The organism is Erythrobacter sp. HA7-11, assembly GCF_055693605.1.
On sequence record NZ_JBVFUF010000002.1, the window covers coordinates 305,656 to 327,148 of the forward strand.

The 21,493-nt window shown below is 58.8% G+C and carries 21 protein-coding genes; 7 read left to right on the forward strand and 14 right to left on the reverse strand.

Annotation, left to right across the window (positions count from 1 at the left end):
* Window positions 1–13: 13 nt before the first annotated feature.
* Both ACZ1GU_RS01690 and ACZ1GU_RS01695 read right to left on the reverse strand, forming a co-directional pair.
* Window positions 14–508, reverse strand: coding sequence for a hypothetical protein (locus ACZ1GU_RS01690; RefSeq protein ID WP_472646402.1), 495 nt, complete (start codon window positions 506–508; stop codon window positions 14–16).
* A gap of 11 nt (window positions 509–519) precedes the next feature.
* A complete protein-coding gene (locus ACZ1GU_RS01695; RefSeq protein ID WP_472646403.1) occupies window positions 520–2,034 on the reverse strand; it encodes a sensor histidine kinase in 1,515 nt (504 codons plus the stop codon).
* 152 nt (window positions 2,035–2,186) lie between these two features.
* Here ACZ1GU_RS01695 and ACZ1GU_RS01700 point away from each other — a divergent pair, with 152 nt between their 5' ends.
* From ACZ1GU_RS01700 to ACZ1GU_RS01720, 5 genes are all read left to right on the forward strand, one after another.
* A complete protein-coding gene (locus tag ACZ1GU_RS01700; RefSeq protein WP_472646404.1) occupies window positions 2,187–3,356 on the forward strand; it encodes an isovaleryl-CoA dehydrogenase in 1,170 nt (389 codons plus the stop codon).
* Window positions 3,353–3,703 carry a hypothetical protein gene (locus ACZ1GU_RS01705; protein WP_472646405.1) on the forward strand — a complete coding sequence of 117 codons (351 nt, stop codon included), beginning with the start codon at window positions 3,353–3,355 and terminating at the stop codon, window positions 3,701–3,703. The genes ACZ1GU_RS01700 and ACZ1GU_RS01705 overlap by 4 nt, the downstream gene beginning before the upstream one ends.
* On the forward strand, window positions 3,700–5,307 hold the full coding sequence (locus ACZ1GU_RS01710) for a carboxyl transferase domain-containing protein (RefSeq protein ID WP_472646406.1): 1,608 nt from the start codon (window positions 3,700–3,702) through the stop codon (window positions 5,305–5,307). Before ACZ1GU_RS01705 ends, ACZ1GU_RS01710 begins: the two co-directional genes overlap by 4 nt.
* Before the next feature lie 69 nt (window positions 5,308–5,376).
* Window positions 5,377–6,006 carry a lysophospholipid acyltransferase family protein gene (locus ACZ1GU_RS01715; RefSeq protein ID WP_472646407.1) on the forward strand — a complete coding sequence of 210 codons (630 nt, stop codon included), beginning with the start codon at window positions 5,377–5,379 and terminating at the stop codon, window positions 6,004–6,006.
* Window positions 6,007–6,113: 107 nt separating this feature from the next.
* Entirely contained in the window at window positions 6,114–6,752 is a 639-nt protein-coding gene (locus ACZ1GU_RS01720; RefSeq protein ID WP_472646408.1) for a hypothetical protein, read from the forward strand.
* Between the two features lie 13 nt (window positions 6,753–6,765).
* Here ACZ1GU_RS01720 and ACZ1GU_RS01725 read toward each other — a convergent pair whose 3' ends face one another.
* The 12 genes from ACZ1GU_RS01725 to ACZ1GU_RS01780 form a co-directional block, all read right to left on the reverse strand.
* Window positions 6,766–7,554 carry a M50 family metallopeptidase gene (locus ACZ1GU_RS01725; protein ID WP_472646409.1) on the reverse strand — a complete coding sequence of 263 codons (789 nt, stop codon included), beginning with the start codon at window positions 7,552–7,554 and terminating at the stop codon, window positions 6,766–6,768.
* Between the two features lie 46 nt (window positions 7,555–7,600).
* A complete protein-coding gene (locus ACZ1GU_RS01730; RefSeq protein ID WP_472646410.1) occupies window positions 7,601–8,836 on the reverse strand; it encodes an AI-2E family transporter in 1,236 nt (411 codons plus the stop codon).
* 76 nt (window positions 8,837–8,912) lie between these two features.
* On the reverse strand, window positions 8,913–10,343 hold the full coding sequence (locus ACZ1GU_RS01735; protein WP_472646411.1) for a transporter family protein: 1,431 nt from the start codon (window positions 10,341–10,343) through the stop codon (window positions 8,913–8,915).
* 62 nt (window positions 10,344–10,405) lie between these two features.
* Window positions 10,406–10,996, reverse strand: a complete 591-nt coding sequence (locus tag ACZ1GU_RS01740) for a peptidoglycan-binding domain-containing protein (RefSeq protein WP_472646412.1) — start codon at window positions 10,994–10,996, stop codon at window positions 10,406–10,408.
* Window positions 10,997–11,045: 49 nt separating this feature from the next.
* On the reverse strand, window positions 11,046–11,876 hold the full coding sequence (locus ACZ1GU_RS01745) for a hypothetical protein (RefSeq protein ID WP_472646413.1): 831 nt from the start codon (window positions 11,874–11,876) through the stop codon (window positions 11,046–11,048).
* A gap of 12 nt (window positions 11,877–11,888) precedes the next feature.
* Window positions 11,889–12,608 carry a C39 family peptidase gene (locus tag ACZ1GU_RS01750; RefSeq protein WP_472646414.1) on the reverse strand — a complete coding sequence of 240 codons (720 nt, stop codon included), beginning with the start codon at window positions 12,606–12,608 and terminating at the stop codon, window positions 11,889–11,891.
* A 93-nt stretch (window positions 12,609–12,701) separates the two neighbouring features.
* The gene (locus ACZ1GU_RS01755) at window positions 12,702–13,730 is read right to left on the reverse strand and encodes a hypothetical protein (protein WP_472646415.1); all 1,029 of its coding nucleotides are present in this window, start codon (window positions 13,728–13,730) and stop codon (window positions 12,702–12,704) included.
* A gap of 30 nt (window positions 13,731–13,760) precedes the next feature.
* Window positions 13,761–14,387: a hypothetical protein gene (locus tag ACZ1GU_RS01760; protein ID WP_472646416.1), complete on the reverse strand. Its 627-nt coding sequence runs from the start codon at window positions 14,385–14,387 to the stop codon at window positions 13,761–13,763.
* Window positions 14,384–14,926, reverse strand: coding sequence for a hypothetical protein (locus tag ACZ1GU_RS01765; RefSeq protein WP_472646417.1), 543 nt, complete (start codon window positions 14,924–14,926; stop codon window positions 14,384–14,386). Before ACZ1GU_RS01765 ends, ACZ1GU_RS01760 begins: the two co-directional genes overlap by 4 nt.
* Before the next feature lie 237 nt (window positions 14,927–15,163).
* The gene (locus ACZ1GU_RS01770) at window positions 15,164–15,832 is read right to left on the reverse strand and encodes a hypothetical protein (RefSeq protein WP_472646418.1); all 669 of its coding nucleotides are present in this window, start codon (window positions 15,830–15,832) and stop codon (window positions 15,164–15,166) included.
* Between the two features lie 547 nt (window positions 15,833–16,379).
* Entirely contained in the window at window positions 16,380–18,932 is a 2,553-nt protein-coding gene (gene gyrB, locus ACZ1GU_RS01775) for a DNA topoisomerase (ATP-hydrolyzing) subunit B (RefSeq protein ID WP_472646419.1), read from the reverse strand.
* A 76-nt stretch (window positions 18,933–19,008) separates the two neighbouring features.
* A complete protein-coding gene (locus ACZ1GU_RS01780) occupies window positions 19,009–19,824 on the reverse strand; it encodes a PIG-L family deacetylase (protein ID WP_472646420.1) in 816 nt (271 codons plus the stop codon).
* 103 nt (window positions 19,825–19,927) lie between these two features.
* On the opposite strand from ACZ1GU_RS01780, the gene ACZ1GU_RS01785 reads away from it, so the two are divergent.
* Window positions 19,928–21,172, forward strand: coding sequence for a class I adenylate-forming enzyme family protein (locus ACZ1GU_RS01785; protein WP_472646421.1), 1,245 nt, complete (start codon window positions 19,928–19,930; stop codon window positions 21,170–21,172).
* Complete coding sequence (locus tag ACZ1GU_RS01790) at window positions 21,169–21,471, forward strand: AMP-binding enzyme (RefSeq protein ID WP_472646422.1); 303 nt, start codon at window positions 21,169–21,171, stop codon at window positions 21,469–21,471. The genes ACZ1GU_RS01785 and ACZ1GU_RS01790 overlap by 4 nt, the downstream gene beginning before the upstream one ends.
* Window positions 21,472–21,493 lie beyond the last annotated feature (22 nt).

Below are 21,493 nucleotides of genomic sequence, written 5' to 3' on the forward strand. Positions count from 1 at the left end.
AGAATAGATGGGCTCAGCTCTCTTCGCTGGCTTGCGCCGCCTGCTCGTTATCAGATTCGGCGGCTTCCGGGGCGAGATAGGTCACCCGCTTCAGCTCAATTGCCTTATCGTCCTGATTGGTCGCTTTCATCGTGCCGTCCTCGGAGAGCTCGCCAGTCGTCCAGCAACCACCGACCCGATCTGCGGCGTCCGGCACAAAGCATAGCCGCCCGTCCTCGCGGCGTTGCCACGTACCGGTTTGCCACGGCGAGCCATTGCGGAAGTCGCGATAGGTGCCACCTGCATCTAGGAACGTGGTGAAGACCGCTCCATCCTCGCCAACTGTCAGCCAACCGGTCTCGGCCATTGGGATAATGCTCGCCTCACCGCCAGATTCGGACCCGGTGGCGCTGGCGTCTTCCGCTGGCGCCTCGGTTGCGTCTCCGCTCTCTTCGGGGGCAGTACATCCGGCGAGGCCCGCAAGCATAAGCGGCGCAATGAAAGATATCGAAAGCCTGAAGTGTTTCATTCCTTGAAGCCTTACTGCGCCAAGCGTTCGCGCGATACCGTAATCGTGACGGCAAGACCGTCCTCGTGCCATTCGCGTTCAATTGAGCCGCCGAGCTGATGATCGACCGCCATGGATATGAGCCGTGATCCAAAGCCGGTATTATCGGGTTCAGTTACTTCGGGGCCACCACGTTCGGTCCAGCGAAATGTGATCGTGTCGCCTTGCGCTTGGACCGTTACCGCGACTGTGCCCTTTGCAGTGCTGAGCGCACCATATTTGGCGGCATTGGTTGCAAGCTCATGGAATACAAGCGCTAGAGGCGTGGCCGCGCGCGTGCCAAATCGCACTGCCTCACCATCGATATTCACCCTGCCCGATCCGTCCGCGCCATAGGGCTCCAGCATGATGCGCAGCAGGTCCTTCAGATCTTCGCTCGAACGGTTTGATCCCGGCAGGGCATATTCCTGCGCTCGCGAAAGCGCCCGGATATTGGCTATGATCGCTTCACCGAATTCCCTCGTCTTATCATCGCCGCGAGAGCGCAGCGAGATCAGTCCGGTGATGACCGAGAAGATATTTTTGATCCGGTGCGCCAGTTCGCCCGCCAGCAATTCGCGCTCTTGCGACAGGCGATATTGCTCATCAATGTCGGTGATCGTGCCGAACCAGCGCGCTGTTTCAGGATCGTCACTCGAAGGGACAGCGCGCGAGACGATGTAGCGATACGAACCGTCTGCAACACGCAGCCGCCACTCATCCTCGAACATCGTCGCGGTTTGCAGGGCGTGCCCGAATTTCTGTACCGAGAGTTCAAAATCATCCGGGTGGATGAAGGCTCGCCAATCATCGATGCTGCGCGGTGGGGAATTACCAGTGACCTCGGTAAAGCGCGCGTTGAAATTATCGAAAATGGGTCCGGGCGCCGCCGACCATGCGATGTCGGGAACGCTGTCGAGCATGAATTGAAGCCGCTCTGCGCTTTCCTTGAGTTCGAACACGGCCAAGTGCGATTGCCGATGTGACTCCAGCCGGCGTTTCACCGCCTCGGCGAGCACCAGCAGCCCCTCGCGTTGCAGCTCATCCAATCCCTTTGTGCGGGCCTCCGTATCGATAATGCAAAGCGCACCCAGCGGTGCACCCTCCGAAGAAATCAGCGGTGCGCCCACATAATAACGCAGATGCGCATCACCTCGCACCAACGCGAAATCCGCAAACCTGTCATCCTGCGATGCGTCGAGCACTTCGAATATCGAGCTGCCGAGCATTGCATGTGCGCAAAAGCTGGTCGAACGCGGCGTTTCGGATTGCTCCAGTCCCTCGCCTGCGATGAAGCGCTGCCGTTCTTCCTCCACCAAGCTGATTGCCGCGGAAGGAGCGTTGCAGAGCCGCGCCGCAAACCGCGCAAGCCGCGCCAATTCCGGATCGCCGTCAAGACCATCGGCATCGAAGCTCGCAAGCACCCGCAAGCGATTGCTTTCCTCGCAAAACTCCTTCGCGGGTGCCTGATCACCAGGCCAGGGAGGCAGATCAACGAGTCTCAGCACAGCTTCCTTTCACGAGCGCTCATACATGAAAGCGTGGTAAGCACAAATTCAGCTATCGCGCTGGGCAAGTGGGCCTCGTTTCTGCTGTTTGCGCGAGGCGGCTGCGCTGATATGAGGCTACAAAACACGATTGTTTCAAAGGACTGGAATAAATGCGCGCGACCCCCGAATTCGATTTTCAGCTTGGCGAAAGCGCTGAGATGATCCGCGACAGCGTGAGCCGGTTTGCCGATGAGCAAATCGCCCCGTTGGCAGAGAAAATCGACCGCGAGGACTACTTTCCGCGCGATGAGCTATGGCAGCAAATGGGCGAGCTGGGTCTGCACGGAATTACGGTTGAGGAAGAGGATGGCGGGCTTGGGCTCGGCTATCTCGAACATGTGATCGCGGTTGAGGAAGTGAGCCGCGCAAGCGCCTCGCTCGGCCTTTCCTACGGCGCGCATTCGAACCTGTGCCTCAACCAGATCCGCCGGTGGGGGAATGACGAGCAGAAGGCCAAATATCTGCCCGGTCTGATCTCAGGCGAGCATGTCGGCAGCCTTGCCATGAGCGAAGCCAGCGCGGGGTCGGACGTTGTCTCGATGAAGCTGAAGGCCGAGGCGGTGCAGGGCGGATATGTGCTTAATGGCACCAAGTTCTGGATCACCAACGCGACTTATGCCGACACACTCGTCGTCTATGCCAAGACCGACGGCAATGCGGGTTCGCGCGGGATAACCGCTTTCCTGATCGAGAAGGGTGATGAAGGCTTCTCCATCGGCCAGAAGATCGAGAAAGTCGGCATGCGCGGCTCGCCCACAGCGGAGCTGGTGTTCGACGATTGCCATATTCCCGAAGACCGTGTGATGGGGCCGGTCAATGGCGGCGTCGGCGTGCTGATGAGTGGGCTCGATTACGAGCGCGTGGTGCTCGCCGGCTTGCAGCTCGGCATCATGCAGGCGTGTCTCGACACCGTCATTCCTTACCTGCGCGAGCGCAAGCAGTTCGGAAAGCCGATTGGCAGCTTCCAGCTGATGCAGGCCAAGGTCGCCGACATGTATGTCGCGCTGCAATCCGCGCGCGCTTACACCTATGCGGTGGCGAAGGCGTGCGATGCGGGGCAGACGACGCGCTTCGATGCGGCGGGCGTGATCCTGCTGTCGAGCGAAAACGCCTTCCGCGTGGCGGCAGAGTCAGTGCAGGCACTGGGCGGCGCGGGCTACACGCTCGACTGGCCGGTCGAGCGTTACATGCGCGATGCGAAGCTGCTCGACATCGGCGCGGGGACGAACGAGATCCGCCGGATGCTGATTGGTCGCGAGCTGATCGGAGCGGCTGGGTGATCCTTCACATTGCTGCAATAGTGCTGATTAGCATCATGTTCATCTGGCACTTTCGTCTCGGTGGTCGCGCGAATGCCCTTCGCGTTCTGAGGTATCAACGAAATGAAGGACTGAATAACCTGACCGATGATGGACATGCAGCAGTTTACACCGGAATGGTCGGCTTTCTTGTTCTTTCTGCGATCATTTTATCGATCCCTTCAACACCGATTTGGATTGAAGGCACTCTAGGCAGCTTTTTTATCCTCTTCGCCCTGGCTGACTTCTTCGTCCAGAAGGGAAAGAAGTCGGGTGGCTACTTCGCCGCCGCCATTGGTGTTCTTATCTTGGCCGGACTAAAATTATGACCGCACCCGTACTCACCTCCAAACTGGACCGCGAGGCTCCCGATGCGAAGGCGCGGTTTGCGCTCAACAAGGCGCTGGCCGATGATTTGCGCTCCACTGTAGCCGAAGCCGCTCTTGGCGGCCCTGAACGCTCGCGTGAGCGGCATGTTTCGCGCGGTAAGGTCCTGCCCCGTGAGCGGGTGGAGCGGTTGCTCGACCCAGGCTCGCCCTTTCTTGAAATTGGCCAGCTTGCGGCGAACGGCATGTATGAAGGCGATATCAACGGCGCGTCGCTGATCTGCGGGATCGGGCGCGTCTCGGGCCGTCAGGTGATGATCGTGTGCAACGATGCGACCGTGAAGGGCGGCACCTATTATCCGATGACGGTCAAGAAGCACCTACGCGCTCAGGAAATTGCGCAGGAGAACCGGCTGCCGTGCATTTACCTCGTCGATTCAGGCGGGGCGAACCTCCCGCACCAGGCCGAGGTCTTTCCCGACCGCGATCACTTTGGCCGCATCTTCTTCAACCAGGCCAACATGAGCGCGCTCGGTATCCCGCAAATCGCCTGCGTCATGGGTAGCTGCACCGCGGGCGGGGCCTATGTGCCCGCCATGTCCGACGAGACGGTGATCGTGCGCAACCAGGGCACGATCTTCCTCGCCGGTCCTCCGCTGGTGAAAGCCGCGACGGGCGAGGAAATCAGCGCCGAGGACCTTGGCGGCGGCGACCTCCACGCGAAAAAATCGGGCGTGGTCGACCATCTCGCCGAAAACGACGAGCACGCGCTCACCATCGTGCGCGATATCGTCAGCCATCTCGGCGACAACCATGCGGCGGCGAAGGACATCGACCTGCACGACCCGCGCCCGCCGAAATTCGATGCGGACGATCTTTACTCGATCATCCCCGATGATGTCCGCGCGCCTTACGACGTGAAGGAAGTGATCGCACGCCTCGTCGATGGCAGCGAGTTCCACGAGTTCAAGCAGCATTACGGCTCCACGCTGGTCTGCGGGTTTGCGCATATCTGGGGAATGCCGGTCGCGATCCTCGCCAATAACGGCGTGCTGTTTTCCGAAAGCGCACAGAAAGGCGCGCATTTCATCGAGCTCGCCTGCCAGCGTCGCATTCCGCTGCTGTTCCTGCAGAACATCTCCGGCTTTATGGTCGGCGGGAAATACGAGGCGGAAGGCATTGCCAAGCACGGCGCAAAGCTCGTCACCGCCGTCGCCACCGCCACCGTGCCCAAGATCACCGTGGTGATCGGCGGCAGCTTTGGCGCGGGCAATTACGGCATGGCGGGCCGCGCCTATTCCCCGCGCTTCCTGTTCACATGGCCCAATGCTCGCATCAGCGTGATGGGCGGCGAACAGGCCGCAAGCGTGCTCGCAACTGTCCACCGCGATGCCGAGAGCTGGAGCGAGGAGCAGGCTGAAGAATTCAAGGCTCCGATCCGCCAAAAATATGAGGACGAAGGCAACCCCTATTACGCCACCGCGCGGCTGTGGGATGACGGCGTGATCGACCCGGTGCAGACGAGGGACGTGCTCGGGCTGGCTTTCGCCGCGACGCTCGAAGCGCCCATCCCCGAGCGGCCTGCGTTCGGCGTGTTCAGGATGTAGTGAAACTCACACCCCTCCCCTTGCGTAACTCTCTGCAAGGCCGCAAATAGCGCGACGGAGAGAGCGAACTTGAAACATAACGAAACTCGCAACGTCGGGCTGCTGTCGCGGATCGTGAACCGGATTATCCTTTTCTTCTGGAAGTGGAAGAGTTGGTCGATCGAGGAACGCTTTCCCGAAGGGGTGAAGAAGTGCGTCATTGCGGGTGCACCGCACAGCTCCAATTGGGACTTTGTGTTTTTCGCCGGAGCAACCAAAGCAGAAAAAATCCAACCCAACTTCATGGGCAAGCATACTCTGTTTCAGGGAATCATGAAGAATTTCATGCTCGATATGGGCGGCATATCGGTCGACCGGAGCGCGCCGGGCGGTATTGTCGAGCAAATGAAGGCAGAATTCGACCGGCGCACCGAGCTCAATCTGGTGATCGCGACCGAGGGTACCCGCTCTTCAGACGGCCAGTGGAAATCGGGTTTTTACCGCATCGCGCAGGCAGCAGGCGTACCGATCGTACTGGCCTATGCCGACAACGAAAAGAATAATATCGGGTTTAGCCCGCCGATGATGCCGAGCGGCAATTACGGTGAGGATTTGCTCAAAATCGCGGAGTGGTTCCGCTCCAAGATACCGGACCTCGACCGCTACAAAGTGCTCGAGCAGCAGGCGCGCGATATCATCGCGGGAAAGAACGAATTCTAATCCACTTGCGTTATGCCGCAATGTCCCGTCGCAAAAAGGCGAGTTAGGGGTTCAATACACCTGCGCGCCTCCCTACATGGCCTTGCAAGGCCAGGAGGATCAGCGCGATGCCATTGAGTGAGGAAGCCCGTATCGCAGAACGCAACCGGATCGCACAATTGGTGCTCGATCTCGTTGATGCGCGCGGGTCCGAGGTGTCTCACGCGACACTGATCACCGAAAGCGGATTGCCTCGCGCGCGGTTTGAGCAGATTTTCCAAGACGAAGATGACGTGTTTGATGCGGTCGCGGCTTTGTGGCTCGCCCCGCATATGCAGGCAATGGAAGAGGTGCTCCAATCCGACCTTCCGCCCAATCGAAAGATGTATGAATTCTTCCGCCGCCGCTTCGTGATCTCGCGCGACCGCTACAATGCCGATCCGGCATTCTTCGCGATCATTTGCGAAATGGGCGCGGCGCAGTTTGAGAAGGTCCGCAGCTATGTCGACCTGGCCGATCACTATTTGTGCGAGCTGATCGCAGAGGCGCAGGCCGAGGGGCATTTTGCCGGACTTGAGATTGATGAGGCGCTTTCGCTGATCAATCAGATCGTGTCGAATTACACTTTGCCAGATTCGCTGATCTACCTGGGCGACAAGCTGACCGAAGAGAAGCTCGCGAGGATTGTCGATACGATGTTTATCGGCCTGTCTGGTGAGGCTGGCGACGCAGCGAAGGGCGTCAACACGATCCGCATCGCCGGATAAAGGCTAGCGCGCCCTAGTCCCGTCTATCGCGGAATTGCAGGACATTATCGGGTTTGCGCAGCTTTGGCCGGCGCCGACGGTTCGATTGATCGGACAGCGCGAATTTGAGACTCGCGCCAATCATCACAGCTGAAGTCGTGATCAGCACGATCGCCCAAAACCAGTGGGGCAGGAACAGCGCCTCTTCAATCGCGCCGGTGTCAGACAGCATGGACTGCCCGCCGATCACAGCGCGTTCGGTAAAGAGGTAGTTGAAATCGCGCAGCATGCTCATAGCGGACAGGACGCCCAAGAACTGCAGCGTGAAGCGCGCAAATCCATCCGGCGCGCGCCAGGCGATCAGACCGATTAGCGCGGCCACCAGTGGCAGCATGGCAAGCCCTACGCCCGAGCGGACATAGAACAAGGTTGAGCCTGCGATGATAAGCGCGAGCGCCACCAAAGTCGGACGCCAGAATTTCTGCTTGGCACTGGCTATTATCAGCAACGCGCCCGCGACACTCGGCGCAAGCGGACCGCCCGCTGCGATCACAGCATTGGTAACCGCGCCCGCATCATTGTCCAATCGGCTTTCGGCGACGCCCGATCCGTCGGCAAAGATCAGTAGTTGCTCAAAGCTCTGCCCCATTAGGATGGCACTGACCCCGTGTCCCATCTCGTGGAACCAGGTGGTGAGGATCGCAAATGGGTAGATTAGATAGTTGCCAAACGGCAGGGCAGGCAAAGCGAGCACAACCACCACCGCGAGCACCAATCGTCCAACCTGTTCGGCCTGGCTACCCGGTTCAACAACCGACATCATGAGGCTGGCTCAGCCCAAATTGCCAGGGGCATCGTCGCTCGCTCGATCAATAGCACCGTTTTTCCTTTTCGCTCGCTTCTTGACCCGAACAATTGTGGCCGGAACAATCACCACGAAAGCGTCTCCACCCATACCAAATGGGATAGACGGCCTGCCAATTCAATCTCTTTGACGCGTCAGTAATCGGTACCGTGGTGTGCGGTATGTCCGCTTCGCCTTCTGCGCGCTGCTCTTGCAAGATCGACCAGCTGGCGAGGAAAAGACCCGCGACGAGTGGCCCCAGCACAATGCCAGAAAACCCGGCGAAAGCGATCCCGCCAAGGGTCGTAACCAAGATAATCCAATCCGGAATACCCGTGTCGCGCCCCACCAGGATCGGGCGCAGTACATTGTCTGCCATTCCGATAATGACAGTGCCGGAGGTCAGCACAAACAGGCCCTGCCAGATTTCGCCAATCGCTAGCAGGTACAGCGCTGCGGGCAGCCAGACGAGCGCTGTGCCGACGGCCGGGATCAGCGAGAGGATCGCCATCACCACACCGAACAGGATCGCTGATGGAATGCCTGCAATCCAGAAAGTCGCCGCGCCCAGCGCCCCTTGCACTAGCCCGACAACCAGCGAGCCTTTGATCGTGGCGCGGACAATCGAAAGGAAGCGCTCCGCAAGACGGTCAGCGATGACGCGCTCCAGCGGCAGGCTGGAAAGTATTGTCTCGCTCACCCGCTTGCCGTCGCGCAGCAGGAAGTAGCTGATGTAAAGTCCAACACTGAACGACAGGAAAAAGCCGAGCGCGCCGCTGCCCACGGCCACGGCTTGCTGAGCGATGATCCCGGCGCTTTCGGTAAAGAGGCCGCGGACCCGCGCCTGGATCTGCGACAGATTGCCCCAGCCTGACGTTTCAAGCGAGTTGCGGATCGAATCCGGCAATGCGGAATAAATCGTATTGAACCAGCCTACGATGCTGAACTCGCCGCGCTGGAAGGCGTTTACCACGCTAAGCGCCTCGTCAATGACAAGGCTGCCGATGAAAAGCGCCGGCAACAAAACCGCGAAAAAGATAATCAGCAACGTGATGCCAGCCGCCGCATTCATCCGTCCGCGGACCTGAACCAGCATCCAGCGATAGAGCGGGCGGAACATTACCGCAGCCAGCGCGGCCCATAATAGCGGCTGGAAAAACGGCCAGACAATGACGCCGAGCAGTATCGAGACCGCCGCGACCAGCGCAAGGAAGCTGATCTGTTCCAGCTGGGTCTTATGATGGGTCTGCGGATCGCTCATGGCCTTGGCATGTCGAGCAAAATTGCGAAAACCGCAAGGCCCGAATGCCAAGAAGCCATGTCCTCAAGCCTAATCGCTAGAAGCGATAGGGAATCCGCAGGCTAAGCGCCATATCTGGGCTGTCATTGGTGAGGCCAATGCCAATGTTCGAGACCAGCGCGATGTTCTCTCCCAAGGAGAATGTCGCGCCGAAATTCATCAAAGCGACATTGGCCTGGCTTCCCACCACGACGCGACTGTCCAGTCCTTCAGGTGCCAAGCGCGTACGCTCGACGATGCGCTGAGTGTACGACATCGAGATGCTCGATTTGTCATTAAGCGCAAAGGCCAGGCCGCCACCGAACTGGAATGCGTCGCCGATCTTCACCATGCCCGGCTGATCACCCGGGTTCTCGTTTATGTCGTCGAACTCGCGCTTGAAATTATGGAAGTAGGTCGCGCTGCCAAAGACGATCATCGGATCGAGGGTCTTCAACATCGACCAACCGATCGACGCCCCATACACGCCGGTGCCGAAAGACAGCCGTTCGGGGATTTGGAGATTGCCTTCGCTGCCCTGCACTTCGACAAATTCAATGCCGAAGGGATGGCGACCGGTCGGAAATTTGACCCGTGCATTAAGGACGACATCGGGCAGTTTCACCGTCTCGGCGAACAGGCGGTAGCTCGCGCCGACGCTGACGTCGCCGAGACCGGTCCCGTGGACGGTCCGTTCAACCAGCCCAGCAGCGGACCCACCCGCGCCACCGGACTGGAAGTTCGACGTGCGTGACAAGAGAGGCACGGTTGCATCGATGAACAGGCGATCGCTGAGGCCAATGTCGACAGAGGGCTCAAGCGTGAAAATGTCCGCGTTAATCCGGTCAATGCTGATCGTTCCAAGGAAGATCGCATCGAGCGCCAGAAATCCGTCGAGGTTGATCCGCGCGTTGTCGAAATGGGTGTAGGATGCGCCCAGTTCAAAACTGAGCCTGCGCCCGAACGTCCCTTGCTGCTGTTCGGTCACATCCTCCTGAGCTGCCGTCGGCGCGGGCGCTTTTCGATCACCGCCTGAAACCTCGCCAGCCGCTGAGTCCTGCGCAGCCTGGATTGCAACCATTTGCTGTGGACGCGGCGCGCTGGTGACGGGAAATCCGCCGAAAGTCGGATCGGAAGGTTGCGCGAAATTCTGCTGGCCGATGTAGCGGCCGCGTATGTTCGATGCGTCCTCCGAAGAGATGGGAGACGCGCCGATCTGTTCCAGACGCAGCAGCCGCGCCTCGAGCGCCTCGACCGTTCGCCGCGCGTCGGCTTCGCGTTCTTCGAGGTCGCGCACCTGCTGGCGTAAGGATTCGAGTTCGGACGCTTCGCCCTGTTCGCTTGCGGCAGGGTCGACGATTTCCTCGTCGGTGCTGAGCACGTCCTCCGGCTCAATTGTTTGGGCCATGGCCTGAGTTGGGACTCCAGCGGCCAGACCGGCGATGGAGATCGCGAGGATCGATCCATATGATGAAAGCGGAATGTGCATTTTCAATGCTCCAAGTTTTTTGGGGCCGCGCATTTGTCGTGCGCAAGGCCGCCAGTCATTTCCTAAGGGTTCAAAAGCTTCCACAAGGTCGCAGGGTCGGGAATCCCGGTCGCGTCGAGAGAGCTCTGGCGCTGAAATTCCATCAGCGCGGCGCGCATTTCCGGCGTGAAGCTTCCCGTCTCATCGCCTTGATAAAGCCCGCGTGTCTTCAGGGCCGCTTGCGCCCGATTCAGGATCGCTTCGTAAACATAGGTCCGATGCGTCTCGTCTCCGACTTCCACCATGGGCGAGAAGCGGGCGACGCGAAACGGCTTCAGGCCGTTCACCATCCGCATCACCACGCTGATCAACGTGTCTTCCTGATGTTCCGAGCAATGCGAGTTCAGGATGATGTCGAAAGCTGTCGCGTTGTGCCACGGCGTCAGATCAAACGTGTTCGGCTCATACCGATTGGCAGCGCTGAGATAACCTTCGAGAAAACCGATAATGCGCTGATATTCGGGCGACGATTTGTCTGCCCGCGCGGTCATAAATGTGGCGCAGTCCACCCGGCCTGCGCCTTCTACCGCGAAGGCATCCTCCTGAGTCTCTTGGGCAGAGACTCCCGAGCTGATTGTTGATGCGGCGAGTGCCGCGATTATCCACTTCTTCATACTATCCTCCCCAGTGGGCCTTTCGGTACGGATCAGAATTGTGGCCCGGTTAGAAACCGTGGCCCTTCATCGCGCTCAAAGCGTTATCGAGGCTGACCTTCTCAGCCTGCGAGAACACGTCGGTTGCCAAGACGATCGACGCAGAGTTGAAGATCGAATTGCCATCGGTGTTGAGCATTGTTTGCTGCAGGATCTGACCGGCATCGCCGCCAAGCGCCTGGAGCGAGCTGTCCAGTCCTTCTGCGCCCGACATGACAATGCCGATCCGATTGTTGGCCACTTCGAAACGAAGCTGGTCGCCATCGGCGAAACCGAACTCGCTGGTACCGTCTGCGGATTGCAGGCCGGCAACCGATTGCTGAGGGATCGCCGAGGCCGGGACGATCGCAATTTGCATATTGTTGCGCGCGAGATTGTTTGCGCCGGTGATGACATTGGCTTGCGCTGCGCCTTGGTGGGAACCGAGCCCACCAACCGCCAGCACACTGCCAGATGTCTGGACGGGCACGTAACCGGCATGGGTGTCAGAGGTGTCCATCGCCGGATCGCCTTCGCGCTCCCATCCGATCATCAAGGTCGGGACAGGGTTGCCGTCACCGCCGAGATTGAGGAAATCGACGTTGAAGATGAGGCGCGCATTCGTCGTAACGCCCTGCGCATCCTGCCAGCTGGTGGCGAGGGTAATCCCAAAGAAAGAAATGTCGCCCTGGCGCACAAACTTGCCGCGCATATCGGCCAGCTCGCCATCAGGGAGCGGGGCGCCTAATGCGTCGAGACCAAGATCGGCATCTTGCGCGATTGCCGGGCTGGAGATTGTGAAACACGCCGCGCCTAGCAGGACCAGGCCGGGCCGTGATCGTATGGGGGTTGAACTAGGCATTTGAAATCTCCGTCAGAATGAGAAACTGAAAGCCGCCTGATTGCCGAACTCTGCGGTTTCGGCGGCTGGTAAAACTGCGTGGAGCGCTAACAGGCGCTGGGCTGAAAGCGGTGAGGGCGGATTGATCAGCGCATTGGCTGGATCGTATCCCTCGCCGGCGACCACAAAGGCGACGTCATTCCAGGCCTTTTCAAATTCAGACCGGCTCATCGTGCGATTTCCCAAAGCGGGATCGCCGACAGCGACGCGGTCTGGCCACGCTTTTCGAATGACGACGAAGTGCTTGTATCCCTTGATGTCGAGCAGTGCGATCGAGGGGATATCGAGCTCTGTGAGCTTGTCGTAATCAAGCCGGAAGCCTTCCGCTTCCATCCCGATCGACAAGGCATAATTCTTCATGTCGAGCAGCGAAAATCCCTTTTCGCGAACGATATCGGGGTCGGCAATTTTCAGCATGTTGACGAGAACTTGCTGTTCGGTCGTGCTGCGTCCGAATGCCTCGTTGAAAATGGTGGCCATCACTGCGGCTCCGCAGCTGAAATCAGTGCGTTGCCGCACGAGGCCGATAAATTTGCGATCCTTCCAGCTCGAGACTGGGATCGTTGCAATCCGGGCGCCGTCTGCCGTCTGGCCGAGCCAAATCTGCGCGTCGCCTGCTGGCGCGGTCATGCATCCTGCAAGGGCAAGAAGCGGCATCGCGGCCAGAGTTTTTATGAAGGGATTGCGTTTCATTGTGTGTGAACTTTCGGTCGATTGATCGATCGGGTCCCCGCAAAGGAGAGCGGACGGAAGGTCTACGTCCGCTCTCCCCGACGGTTCTGCGGATCAACTGGGGTCGTCGCCGCCACCGCCACCATTGCCGCCGCCTTGCGACGCAGCAATCGTCAGCGAGTTCAGCTGTTGGTTGCCGACACCAGAAGCCAGGTTCACCCCGATGTTACCGGACGCACCGGAAATCGAGAGACCGCTGACCGAGTTGATGCTGTCCTGCTGCTCAACGAACGAAAGCGTCGTTGCCTGGATCAGTCCAGCATTCGCCTCAGCGAGGTCTGCGTCATTCGCAACCGCAAGCGTCATCAGGTTTGCCTGCTGGTTCAAGCTACCGGCAGCCGCGTTCACCCCAATGTTGCCCGACCCTGTAATGGTCGCACCCATAATAGTGTTGCGGTCACGGAAGTTGTTCATCGCACCACCCGATTCTGGATCATCCTCGGAAAGGATCATGCCAGGCGTTGCGAAGTGCGCGACAGCCAGCTGCGATTGCAGCGAGGTGGTCGACGCTTCGGCCCAACCGCCAGACGCTTCTTCGTCAGAATTGCTGGAAACAGCAATCGACGCAGCATTCATCTGATCGTTGAAGTAACCTGCAGCGAGGTTCACACCGATATTGCCTGAGCCCTCGACGTCGAACGCATCGATCGTATTGACGATCGGAGCAAAGAATCCAACGCGGATCTGCGGCTGTAGAACGCCATCGGTCAGATCATCGTTCGGATCGTCTCCAGCTTCGCTATAGCCGGGGCCGAAGACGCTATCGACGAAACCGTTTTCGCCATTGAGCTCGTTTTCCTCACGATAATTCACGAGGACGCCTTGCTGCAATTGCTTGGCATCGGTCACGGCAACAGCTGAGCTGTCGACGGTAATGACGCCGCGCAGACGAACACCACCACGGAGTGCAACATTCTTGTTGTACGTAACGTCTGTGGTGACGCTGGTGTCGATGTTGTTTGCATAGCGCAGATCGACTTCGACCGAGCTTTCTCCATCGGCACCGCCGTGGTCATTGTCGGCTAGGGCTGGCGTGGCGAGCATCGCCAAGCCGGCTGCTGAGGCCATAAGTATACTTCTCATTGTACTTCTCCTTTAGTTACAGGGGTCGCTTCAAGGTGATCCCTCACTCGCGATAGACAGAGCGAAGGTGTTGGATGAGGAATTGCCCTCACCCCCGATCAGGTTGACCTGGATCAGGCCGCTGCCATCGCCGAACGCATTGTCGCCGATGGCGATCGCGTCGTTCGCGGGCAGGGACTCATCCGAGTTGCCCCCTTTCGGTTTGATGGGCGCACGCGATTGCTCGAGGAGCTGATCTGACATGGCGCCGCTATTTCCCACCGCCAGCGCAGCCAGATTTGCCATCTGGTTGTGCGATCCGGCGGTGATGTTGATGCTGGTGAGGCCTGTGGTGCCGGCAAAGGCACCGTCCTCTATGGTGATGCTGGTGGTGCGATCGGTCTGGTCGGCGCTGTTCAGGCGCTGGTGTACAGATTGCGTTACGATCGCGAGGTCGCCGATTGCGACAGTCGCAGCGTTGACCTGCTGGTTGTTGTTGCCCGCAGCGATATTGACGGCGGTGCGACCGGTGCTGCCATTGGCAGATTGGGCGGTGACCACCACTTCGTCATCGATCGGAGCTTCAAGAGCTTCGTCTTGCGCTGCCAGCCCGCTGGCCCAGACAAGAGCGAGGCCGCAGATCGCAATGCTGCACCGGGTTAGGGTCTGCGGGCTCATTGTCCGCCTCCCGTGCTGCCGGTGAGGTTGCCGCTGAGCGCGCCGCGAAGACTGCCCATGGCTGATCCGATTGCGCCGGTCGCGCTGCCGATCGCGCCTCCCGTTGCGGAGGCCTGCACTCCGGCGACATTGCTGGCTGAATTGCCTGCGCCGTCCATGCTCGAAAGCGCGGAAAGTCCTTGCGAAATTTGGCCGTCGATGCGGCCCACATAAAGATTGGGGCCGGCGGCAATGCTGGCGTTCTCATCGTCGCTGATCGGCTTAAGACCTGTCGCCAAGCTGCCGATGATCACCGCCGTTGGGCCAGCATTTACTGTGTGGGCTTCTCCCGGCATCCGGGGGCCGATGGCTGAGCCATAAGGAACGGTGCGTGAGTAGATGATATGGCCTGCGGGCACATCAGAACTCGATTGCGCTGCGGTGTCACTGGCTGCTTCCTGCGCAAAGGCCGACTGTTCAAAGCCTGCAATTGCCAAAGTGGAAATCGCGATGCTTGAAAGTAGAGCGCACAGATTGTTTGTACGAGACAACAATTGCATCGCAAAATCCCTCCCTGAGTGAGACAAAACTGTCCCGCTCCCCGAAACGGTATGTCTCGGGCAGTAGTAACTGAAATCGAAGTGATTCGATCTCGGCGGTGCGACTTGTTGTTATGAGACTTTTATAAACCGATTCGCGGACAATGAAATCACAACGGATGGTTAGTCATGATTTAATAGCTAAGAATGATTATATTTCTTAGATATTTGTACTAATGCGACAGACCCCTTGTCGATTCACGCCATTATGCCACTCGATAGGCATTTAGCTTGCGCCACAGCTCCTCTCGGCATGTGATCCCCAGCTTGTCGTAACAGCGCCTGATATGCGCGCGAGATCGTATGAATCGAATTCTGATGAACCTGGGCGATCTTTTGCGGAGTGCATCCTAAAAACAGATCATAGACGATCGAAGCCTCTGTTCGGGTCAGATGAAAGACCTGCTGAAGGTCGGCAAGCTCCGGCTCGACCATCTCAGTGGCGCGCTGCAAGCTCATGATGACGGTTTCGTCGCAATTGGTTGTAGCGCGCACCAATAGGTGGCCATTGGTCCTCCAGCACGGCAAGGCCAGGGTCCGCACTTCCGCCCCTCTTACATTCAGCAATTGCTGCAGCCCGTCAGTGTATTCTGCCTGGGACACGCGTATGATGCCGTCGTCGAGATATAAGCACGTACCCAGTTTGAACACATCGGCCATTCCCGACGAACCGGCGCGATACGTCCCATCACGGCCTGCGATAGCGCGCATTCGGCCATCAAGCGCGGCAATAGCGCTAAGCAAGCTGTTCAGATTGTCCAGATCATCTTCAGGAGGTTTGAAGCCGGTTTTGGCTATTCGCGTATCGATTTCAACGGCACTATGGCTGCCGATAAGACCTTCATTCAGATGCTGCATGAGTTCCACCCCAAAAGTAACTAGACAAAATCGCCTAGTTAATTGTAACTACTCAAGATTAGCGCCCGTTTGATTTTGCACTTTCGGCAAGCTGCCAAAGTGACGAAGAATTTTTTCGTAGGACATACGTAATTCCCACCAGGGTTATATTACATTTGGCCACAAAAGACTTGTAAAATTGCGCCTTCTGCACTCGGCAGTCCATGCGTTGCGGCCATGATGTGCATTATTTGCGACAGATTGGGCCTTGCAGTTCGGCGCAGAATCTCGCCTAGTTGACTGATCCCACTGAATTATTTCACTTGGAAAGCTCGCAAATCACGCTTTACGCCCCTGGATGATGCATTCGGTGCAACTTTTCGCAATTCTTGGCTGAATCAGTTGAATATTGCTCTCCGTCCAGCCCGACTCGGGGTTCGACTCGCGTTACGACTTACGTAACCGGCTGCTCAATCACGCATCCGCAATTGGGCGGTACGACGCCTATGCGAGCTTTGAAGCACAAGATCAGAGGTCGAGGTTTGCGACGTTGAGAGCCCCGGCGGCTCTCGATGTGCTAAACATCGAGGTTCGCCACATTTAATGCATTGTCCTGAATGAATTCACGGCGTGGCTCGACCACATCGCCCATCAACCGTGTGAAAATCTCGTCGGTGACATCGGCGTCTTCGACCTTCACTTGCAGAAGAACGCGCGCCTCCGGATCAAGCGTGGTCTCCCATAGCTGCTCCGCGTTCATTTCGCCCAGCCCCTTATAGCGGCTGATCGAAAGCCCCTTGCGGCCTACAGCCAGCACATTGTCGAGCAGTTCGGTCGGGCGGAAGATGGCATCTTCCGCGCTTGCGTCGACCACCACTTCTTCATCGCCCTCCGTAGCGCTTGGCTCCTCCGCTTCACTGGAGGTTTTCTCAAGCCGAGCTGCCTGTGCGTAAACTTCGGCGTGTTCCGAAGCGAGGCTGTGCAGCTTGCGCGCTTCGGCGCTGGTAAGAAACTTGGCTTCGATTTCGTGCGCATCAGTCACACCGCGCCACACGCGGGCAAACATAACCGAACCGTCTTCGCGCAAATCGGCGGACCATTTTGCGTCATCGTCAGCCATTTCGAGCCGGTTGGCGGTGAGTTCCAGCGCTTGCCCGCGCGTGGCGCTGTCGAGCGACGGATCGAGCGCGCCGGAAAGCGCCATCTGCTCGATAATGTGCGGCGCATATTTACGCGGGACGAACCCGATCAGGTTGCGGATGCGCAGAGCGTGTTCGACCAGAGCGTGCAGGTCTTCGCCGGAGCGTGCGCCGGTGGCTGTCTCGAGCACGCGGCCCGACAGACCAGCATCGACCAGATAGCGATCCAGCGCCGCCTGATCTTTCAGATACACTTCGCTGCGGCCTTTGCTCACCTTGAAGAGCGGCGGCTGTGCGATGAAGAGGTGCCCAGCTTTCACGATCTCCGGCATCTGCCTGTGGAAGAAGGTGAGCAGCAGCGTGCGGATGTGCGCCCCGTCGACATCAGCGTCGGTCATGATCACGATCTTGTGATAGCGCAGCTTTTCAAGGTCAAACTCGTCGCGAATGCCGGTCCCCATCGCCTGGATCAGCGTGCCGACTTCCTTGGACGAAATGATCCGGTCAAACCGCGCACGCTCGACGTTCAGGATCTTACCTTTGAGCGGCAGGATCGCCTGCGTTTTGCGGTCGCGGCCCTGCTTTGCTGAACCACCAGCAGAATCACCCTCGACCAGGAACAGCTCGGCTTTGGTCGCGTCGCGTTCCTGACAATCGGCGAGCTTGCCGGGCAGCGAGGCAACCGACATCGCACCTTTGCGGCTCATCTCGCGGGCGCGCTTGGCGGCCTCACGCGCAGCAGCTGCGTCGATGATTTTCTGGACGATGATCTTTGCTTCAGCCGGATTCTCCTCCAGCCACTCCGTCATCTTCTCACCCATCAGCGTTTCGAGCGGCTTGCGCACTTCGGAGCTGACCAGCTTGTCTTTGGTCTGTGAGGAGAACTTAGGGTCGGGCAGCTTGACGCTGACAATCGCGGTCAGCCCTTCGCGCATATCCTCACCCGACAGACTGACCTTCTCTTTCTTGAGCAGGCCGCTAGCGCTCGCATAATTGTTGAGCGTGCGGGTCAGCGCGGCGCGGAATGCGGCCAAATGCGTGCCGCCATCGCGCTGCGGAATGTTGTTGGTGAAGGTGAGGACGTTTTCGTAGTAGCTGTCGTTCCATTCGAGCGCGACGTCGATGCCGATCCCGTCCTTTTCGGCTGAGACCGAAATCGGGTTGGTGATCAGCGCTTCCTTGTTGCGGTCGAGATAGTTGACGAAAGCGGCAATCCCGCCTTCGTAGAACAAGTCGTGCTCGAGCACTTCCTCGCCGCGATTGTCGCGCAGCAGAATGCGCACACCCGAATTGAGGAAGGCAAGCTCGCGGTAGCGGTGCTCGAGCTTGTCGAAATCGAAGACTGTGACGTTCTTGAACGTCTCGTGCGAGGCCTGAAAGGTGACACGCGTCCCCTTTTTAAAGCCGTTATCATCCGGATTCTTGTCGGTCTTGGGCGCATCGCCTTTGACTTCGAGGCTGTTCACCGCATCGCCGTTTTCAAAGCGCATCCAATGCTCTTTGCCATCGCGCCAGATCGTGAGCTCGAGCCAGTCGGACAAAGCGTTCACCACCGAAACACCCACACCGTGCAGGCCGCCGGAGACCTTATAGGCGTTATCATCGGAGGTGTTTTCGAACTTACCACCCGCATGCAGCTGGGTCATGATGACCTCCGCTGCTGAAACGCCCTCTTCCTTGTGCATGCCGACCGGAATGCCGCGGCCATTGTCTTCGACCGAGACGGAGCCATCGGGGTTAAGCTCGATCAGGACGAGGTCGCAATGCCCCGCGAGCGCTTCGTCAATCGCGTTATCCGAAACCTCGAAAACCATGTGATGCAGACCGCTGCCATCATCGGTATCACCGATATACATGCCGGGGCGTTTGCGGACCGCATCAAGGCCTTTCAGAACCTTAATCGAATCGGCGCCATATTCGCCCTGCTGCTTTTCAGGCTTCGAGCCTGTTTCAGGGGTGGTTTTGGGATTATCCGGGGTGTTCTCGTCCATGCCGATTATATAGGCGCGAACGCAGCGATCCCCAAGCAATTGCCTTGCTTAGAGAGATGTTTTCCACCGCTTGGCTTTAAGGTTGGCGAGTTGGTGCAAAGGCCAGCCTGAAATAGACCGAGCCCTGCCACATTTGGCTATGCAACAATTGCGGCAAGGCCGCGCGTGCTTCGGGTGAAAACTGGCTTTCGTAGCAATCCACCGCGAGCTGCGTTCTGGCGAGGTCTTGCGGCTGATATTGCAGCCGGTCGGTGACCAGTTCTGGCGCGGTAGTCGCCCAGCCTTGGAACTCCGCCAGATCGGGCCGCGAACCGGTGGGAATGGCGCTGTAGAGCAGGTCTGGTCTTTTCCCTTCCATCGACTGGACGGCTTGCGTGACCACGCTGCTGATCATGCGATGATCGCCGTGGCCATAGCCGCCATCCGGCCCCCAGGTCATGACAACCATCGGGCGTTCTTCGGTCAGAATCTCCACGGCTCGTCCGAGCGCCTTGTTTGCATTGCTTGCCTGATCGCGTGGTTTGTCGGACAGCTTGCCATCGTCGAACCGCCAGAACATCGGTTCGGGCAGGCCGAGCGCGAAAGCAGAGCAGCGCGCCTCGCTCTCGCGCAATTCGGCGAGCTCTTCGCCCGGCTCCAAACCGCTGACACCCGGACCGGCATTGCCGCTGGTGGCGAACACCAGTGTCACATTCGCGCCGTCGCGGGCCGCACGCGACAGGATCGGCGCGACTACTATTTCGTCGTCGGGATGCGCGAATATGGCAATGATCGACGGAGGACCGGGCATGGGTTTCGCCGTTTCGGTCACTTCATCCTGTGCCGCGACTGCGCTCTGGTTTGTTCCGAGAGCCAAGGCCAAAGCCGCGCCTGCTATGGTGTGAGTTCGCATTTTCGGCTTCCCTCCTGAATTCGCTTCATGACGCATTGTGTCAGCCAAGTCTTAACAGGAAATAGGCTTGCCGTGCCGTCCAGCGCTCGTAAACCCTTCAAGCATGACAGACCAAGCCATGCTCGCCAGCCTCTCCCAGCCCTATGGCTCGTTTTGTCACGTTCTGGACCAATGGACGCGGGTTCAGCCCGACAAGACCGCTCTGATTGACGATGGCGGCTCGCTCTCATGGGCAGAAATGATGGACCGGGTTGAGCGGCTGGCTGCGCGCTTGGTCGAGACCGGGCTGGAGCGTGGGCAATCGGTTGCGATCCTCGGATATTCGGATGCGAATTACGCGCTCGCCTTCCTTGCTGCGGTGCGCGCAGGCGGCGTCGCCGCGCCGCTTACGACCAGCGCCTCGCCCGAGCAGTTAGCGGGCATGGCGACAGATTCGGGTGCGCGGCACCTCTTTATCGACGCGGCCAAAAGGGCTGAACTGGGCGCGGATTTCATGCCCGATCTTGAGCATATCGCGCTCGAAGAGATCGACGAATGGATGGCTGCGCCGGGAGCGTCTGCACCTGCCTTCGAGCCTGACCCCAAGGACTCGTTCAATATTATCTATTCGAGCGGGACCACGGGCATTCCGAAAGGCATTGTGCATTCGCACCAGATGCGCTGGCGACAATTTGCATCGACGGCGGTCTCCTATTTTGAGGCGGGCCTGCCAGTGCGTTCGCTCGCCTCGACGCCGCTCTATTCGAACACCACGATGGTTGCCTTCCTCGCTCCGCTCTTGGCGGGCGGAACGGTGCGCGTGATGGGCAAGTTCGACTGCGCCAAGTGGCTAGAGCACGCGCAGGCCGACCAGACGACCGTCACAATGCTGGTGCCGGTGCAATATCAGCGGCTGATGGACTTCGATCGTTTCGACGAGTTCGACCTCTCCAGCCTCGCGCTCAAATATTGCACCTCCGCGCCATTCTCAGCAGAGCTGAAGCGCGAAGTGCTAAACCGCATGCCGGGCGGCTTGATCGAGATCTACTCAATGACTGAGGGCGGAGTTGTCTGCCTGCTCGCTTGCCATGAGTTCCCCGACAAGCTGCATACGGTGGGCAGACCCGCGCCGGGCAGCGAGCTGAAAGTGCTCGACGACGATGACAAGCCGGTCCCGGCAGGCGAGCCGGGCAACCTGATCGGGCGCTCGCATACGATGATGGCGGGCTACAAGAACCAGCCGGGAAAGACCGCCGAAGCGCAATGGCAGGATCCAGAAACGGGCGAGGTCTGGATGCGCATGGGAGATATCGTACCGGGTCGATGCGGAAGGCTTTGTCGAGCTGGTCGAGCCGCGCGAAGGACATGATCATTTCCGGCGGCTTCAACATCTATCCCAGCGATCTCGAAGCAGAGTTGGAGAAAGAGCCTGACGTCATCGAAGCGGCGGTGGTTGGTATCGAGTCCAAGCAATGGGGCGAGACCCCGGTCGGCTTTGTCGTGTTGAGCGAAACAGCGCGCGACCCCGCAGAAATCGGCGCAGCGGTGAATGCGCGGCTCGGCAAGACGCAGCGCCTGTCTGCGCTTCACGCAATTGATGATATGCCGCGCAGCCACATCGGCAAATTGCTCAAAACCGAGCTGCGAGAGCTTGCCGAGCGGCGCTAGAAGCGCGCCCATGCGTTAGTCT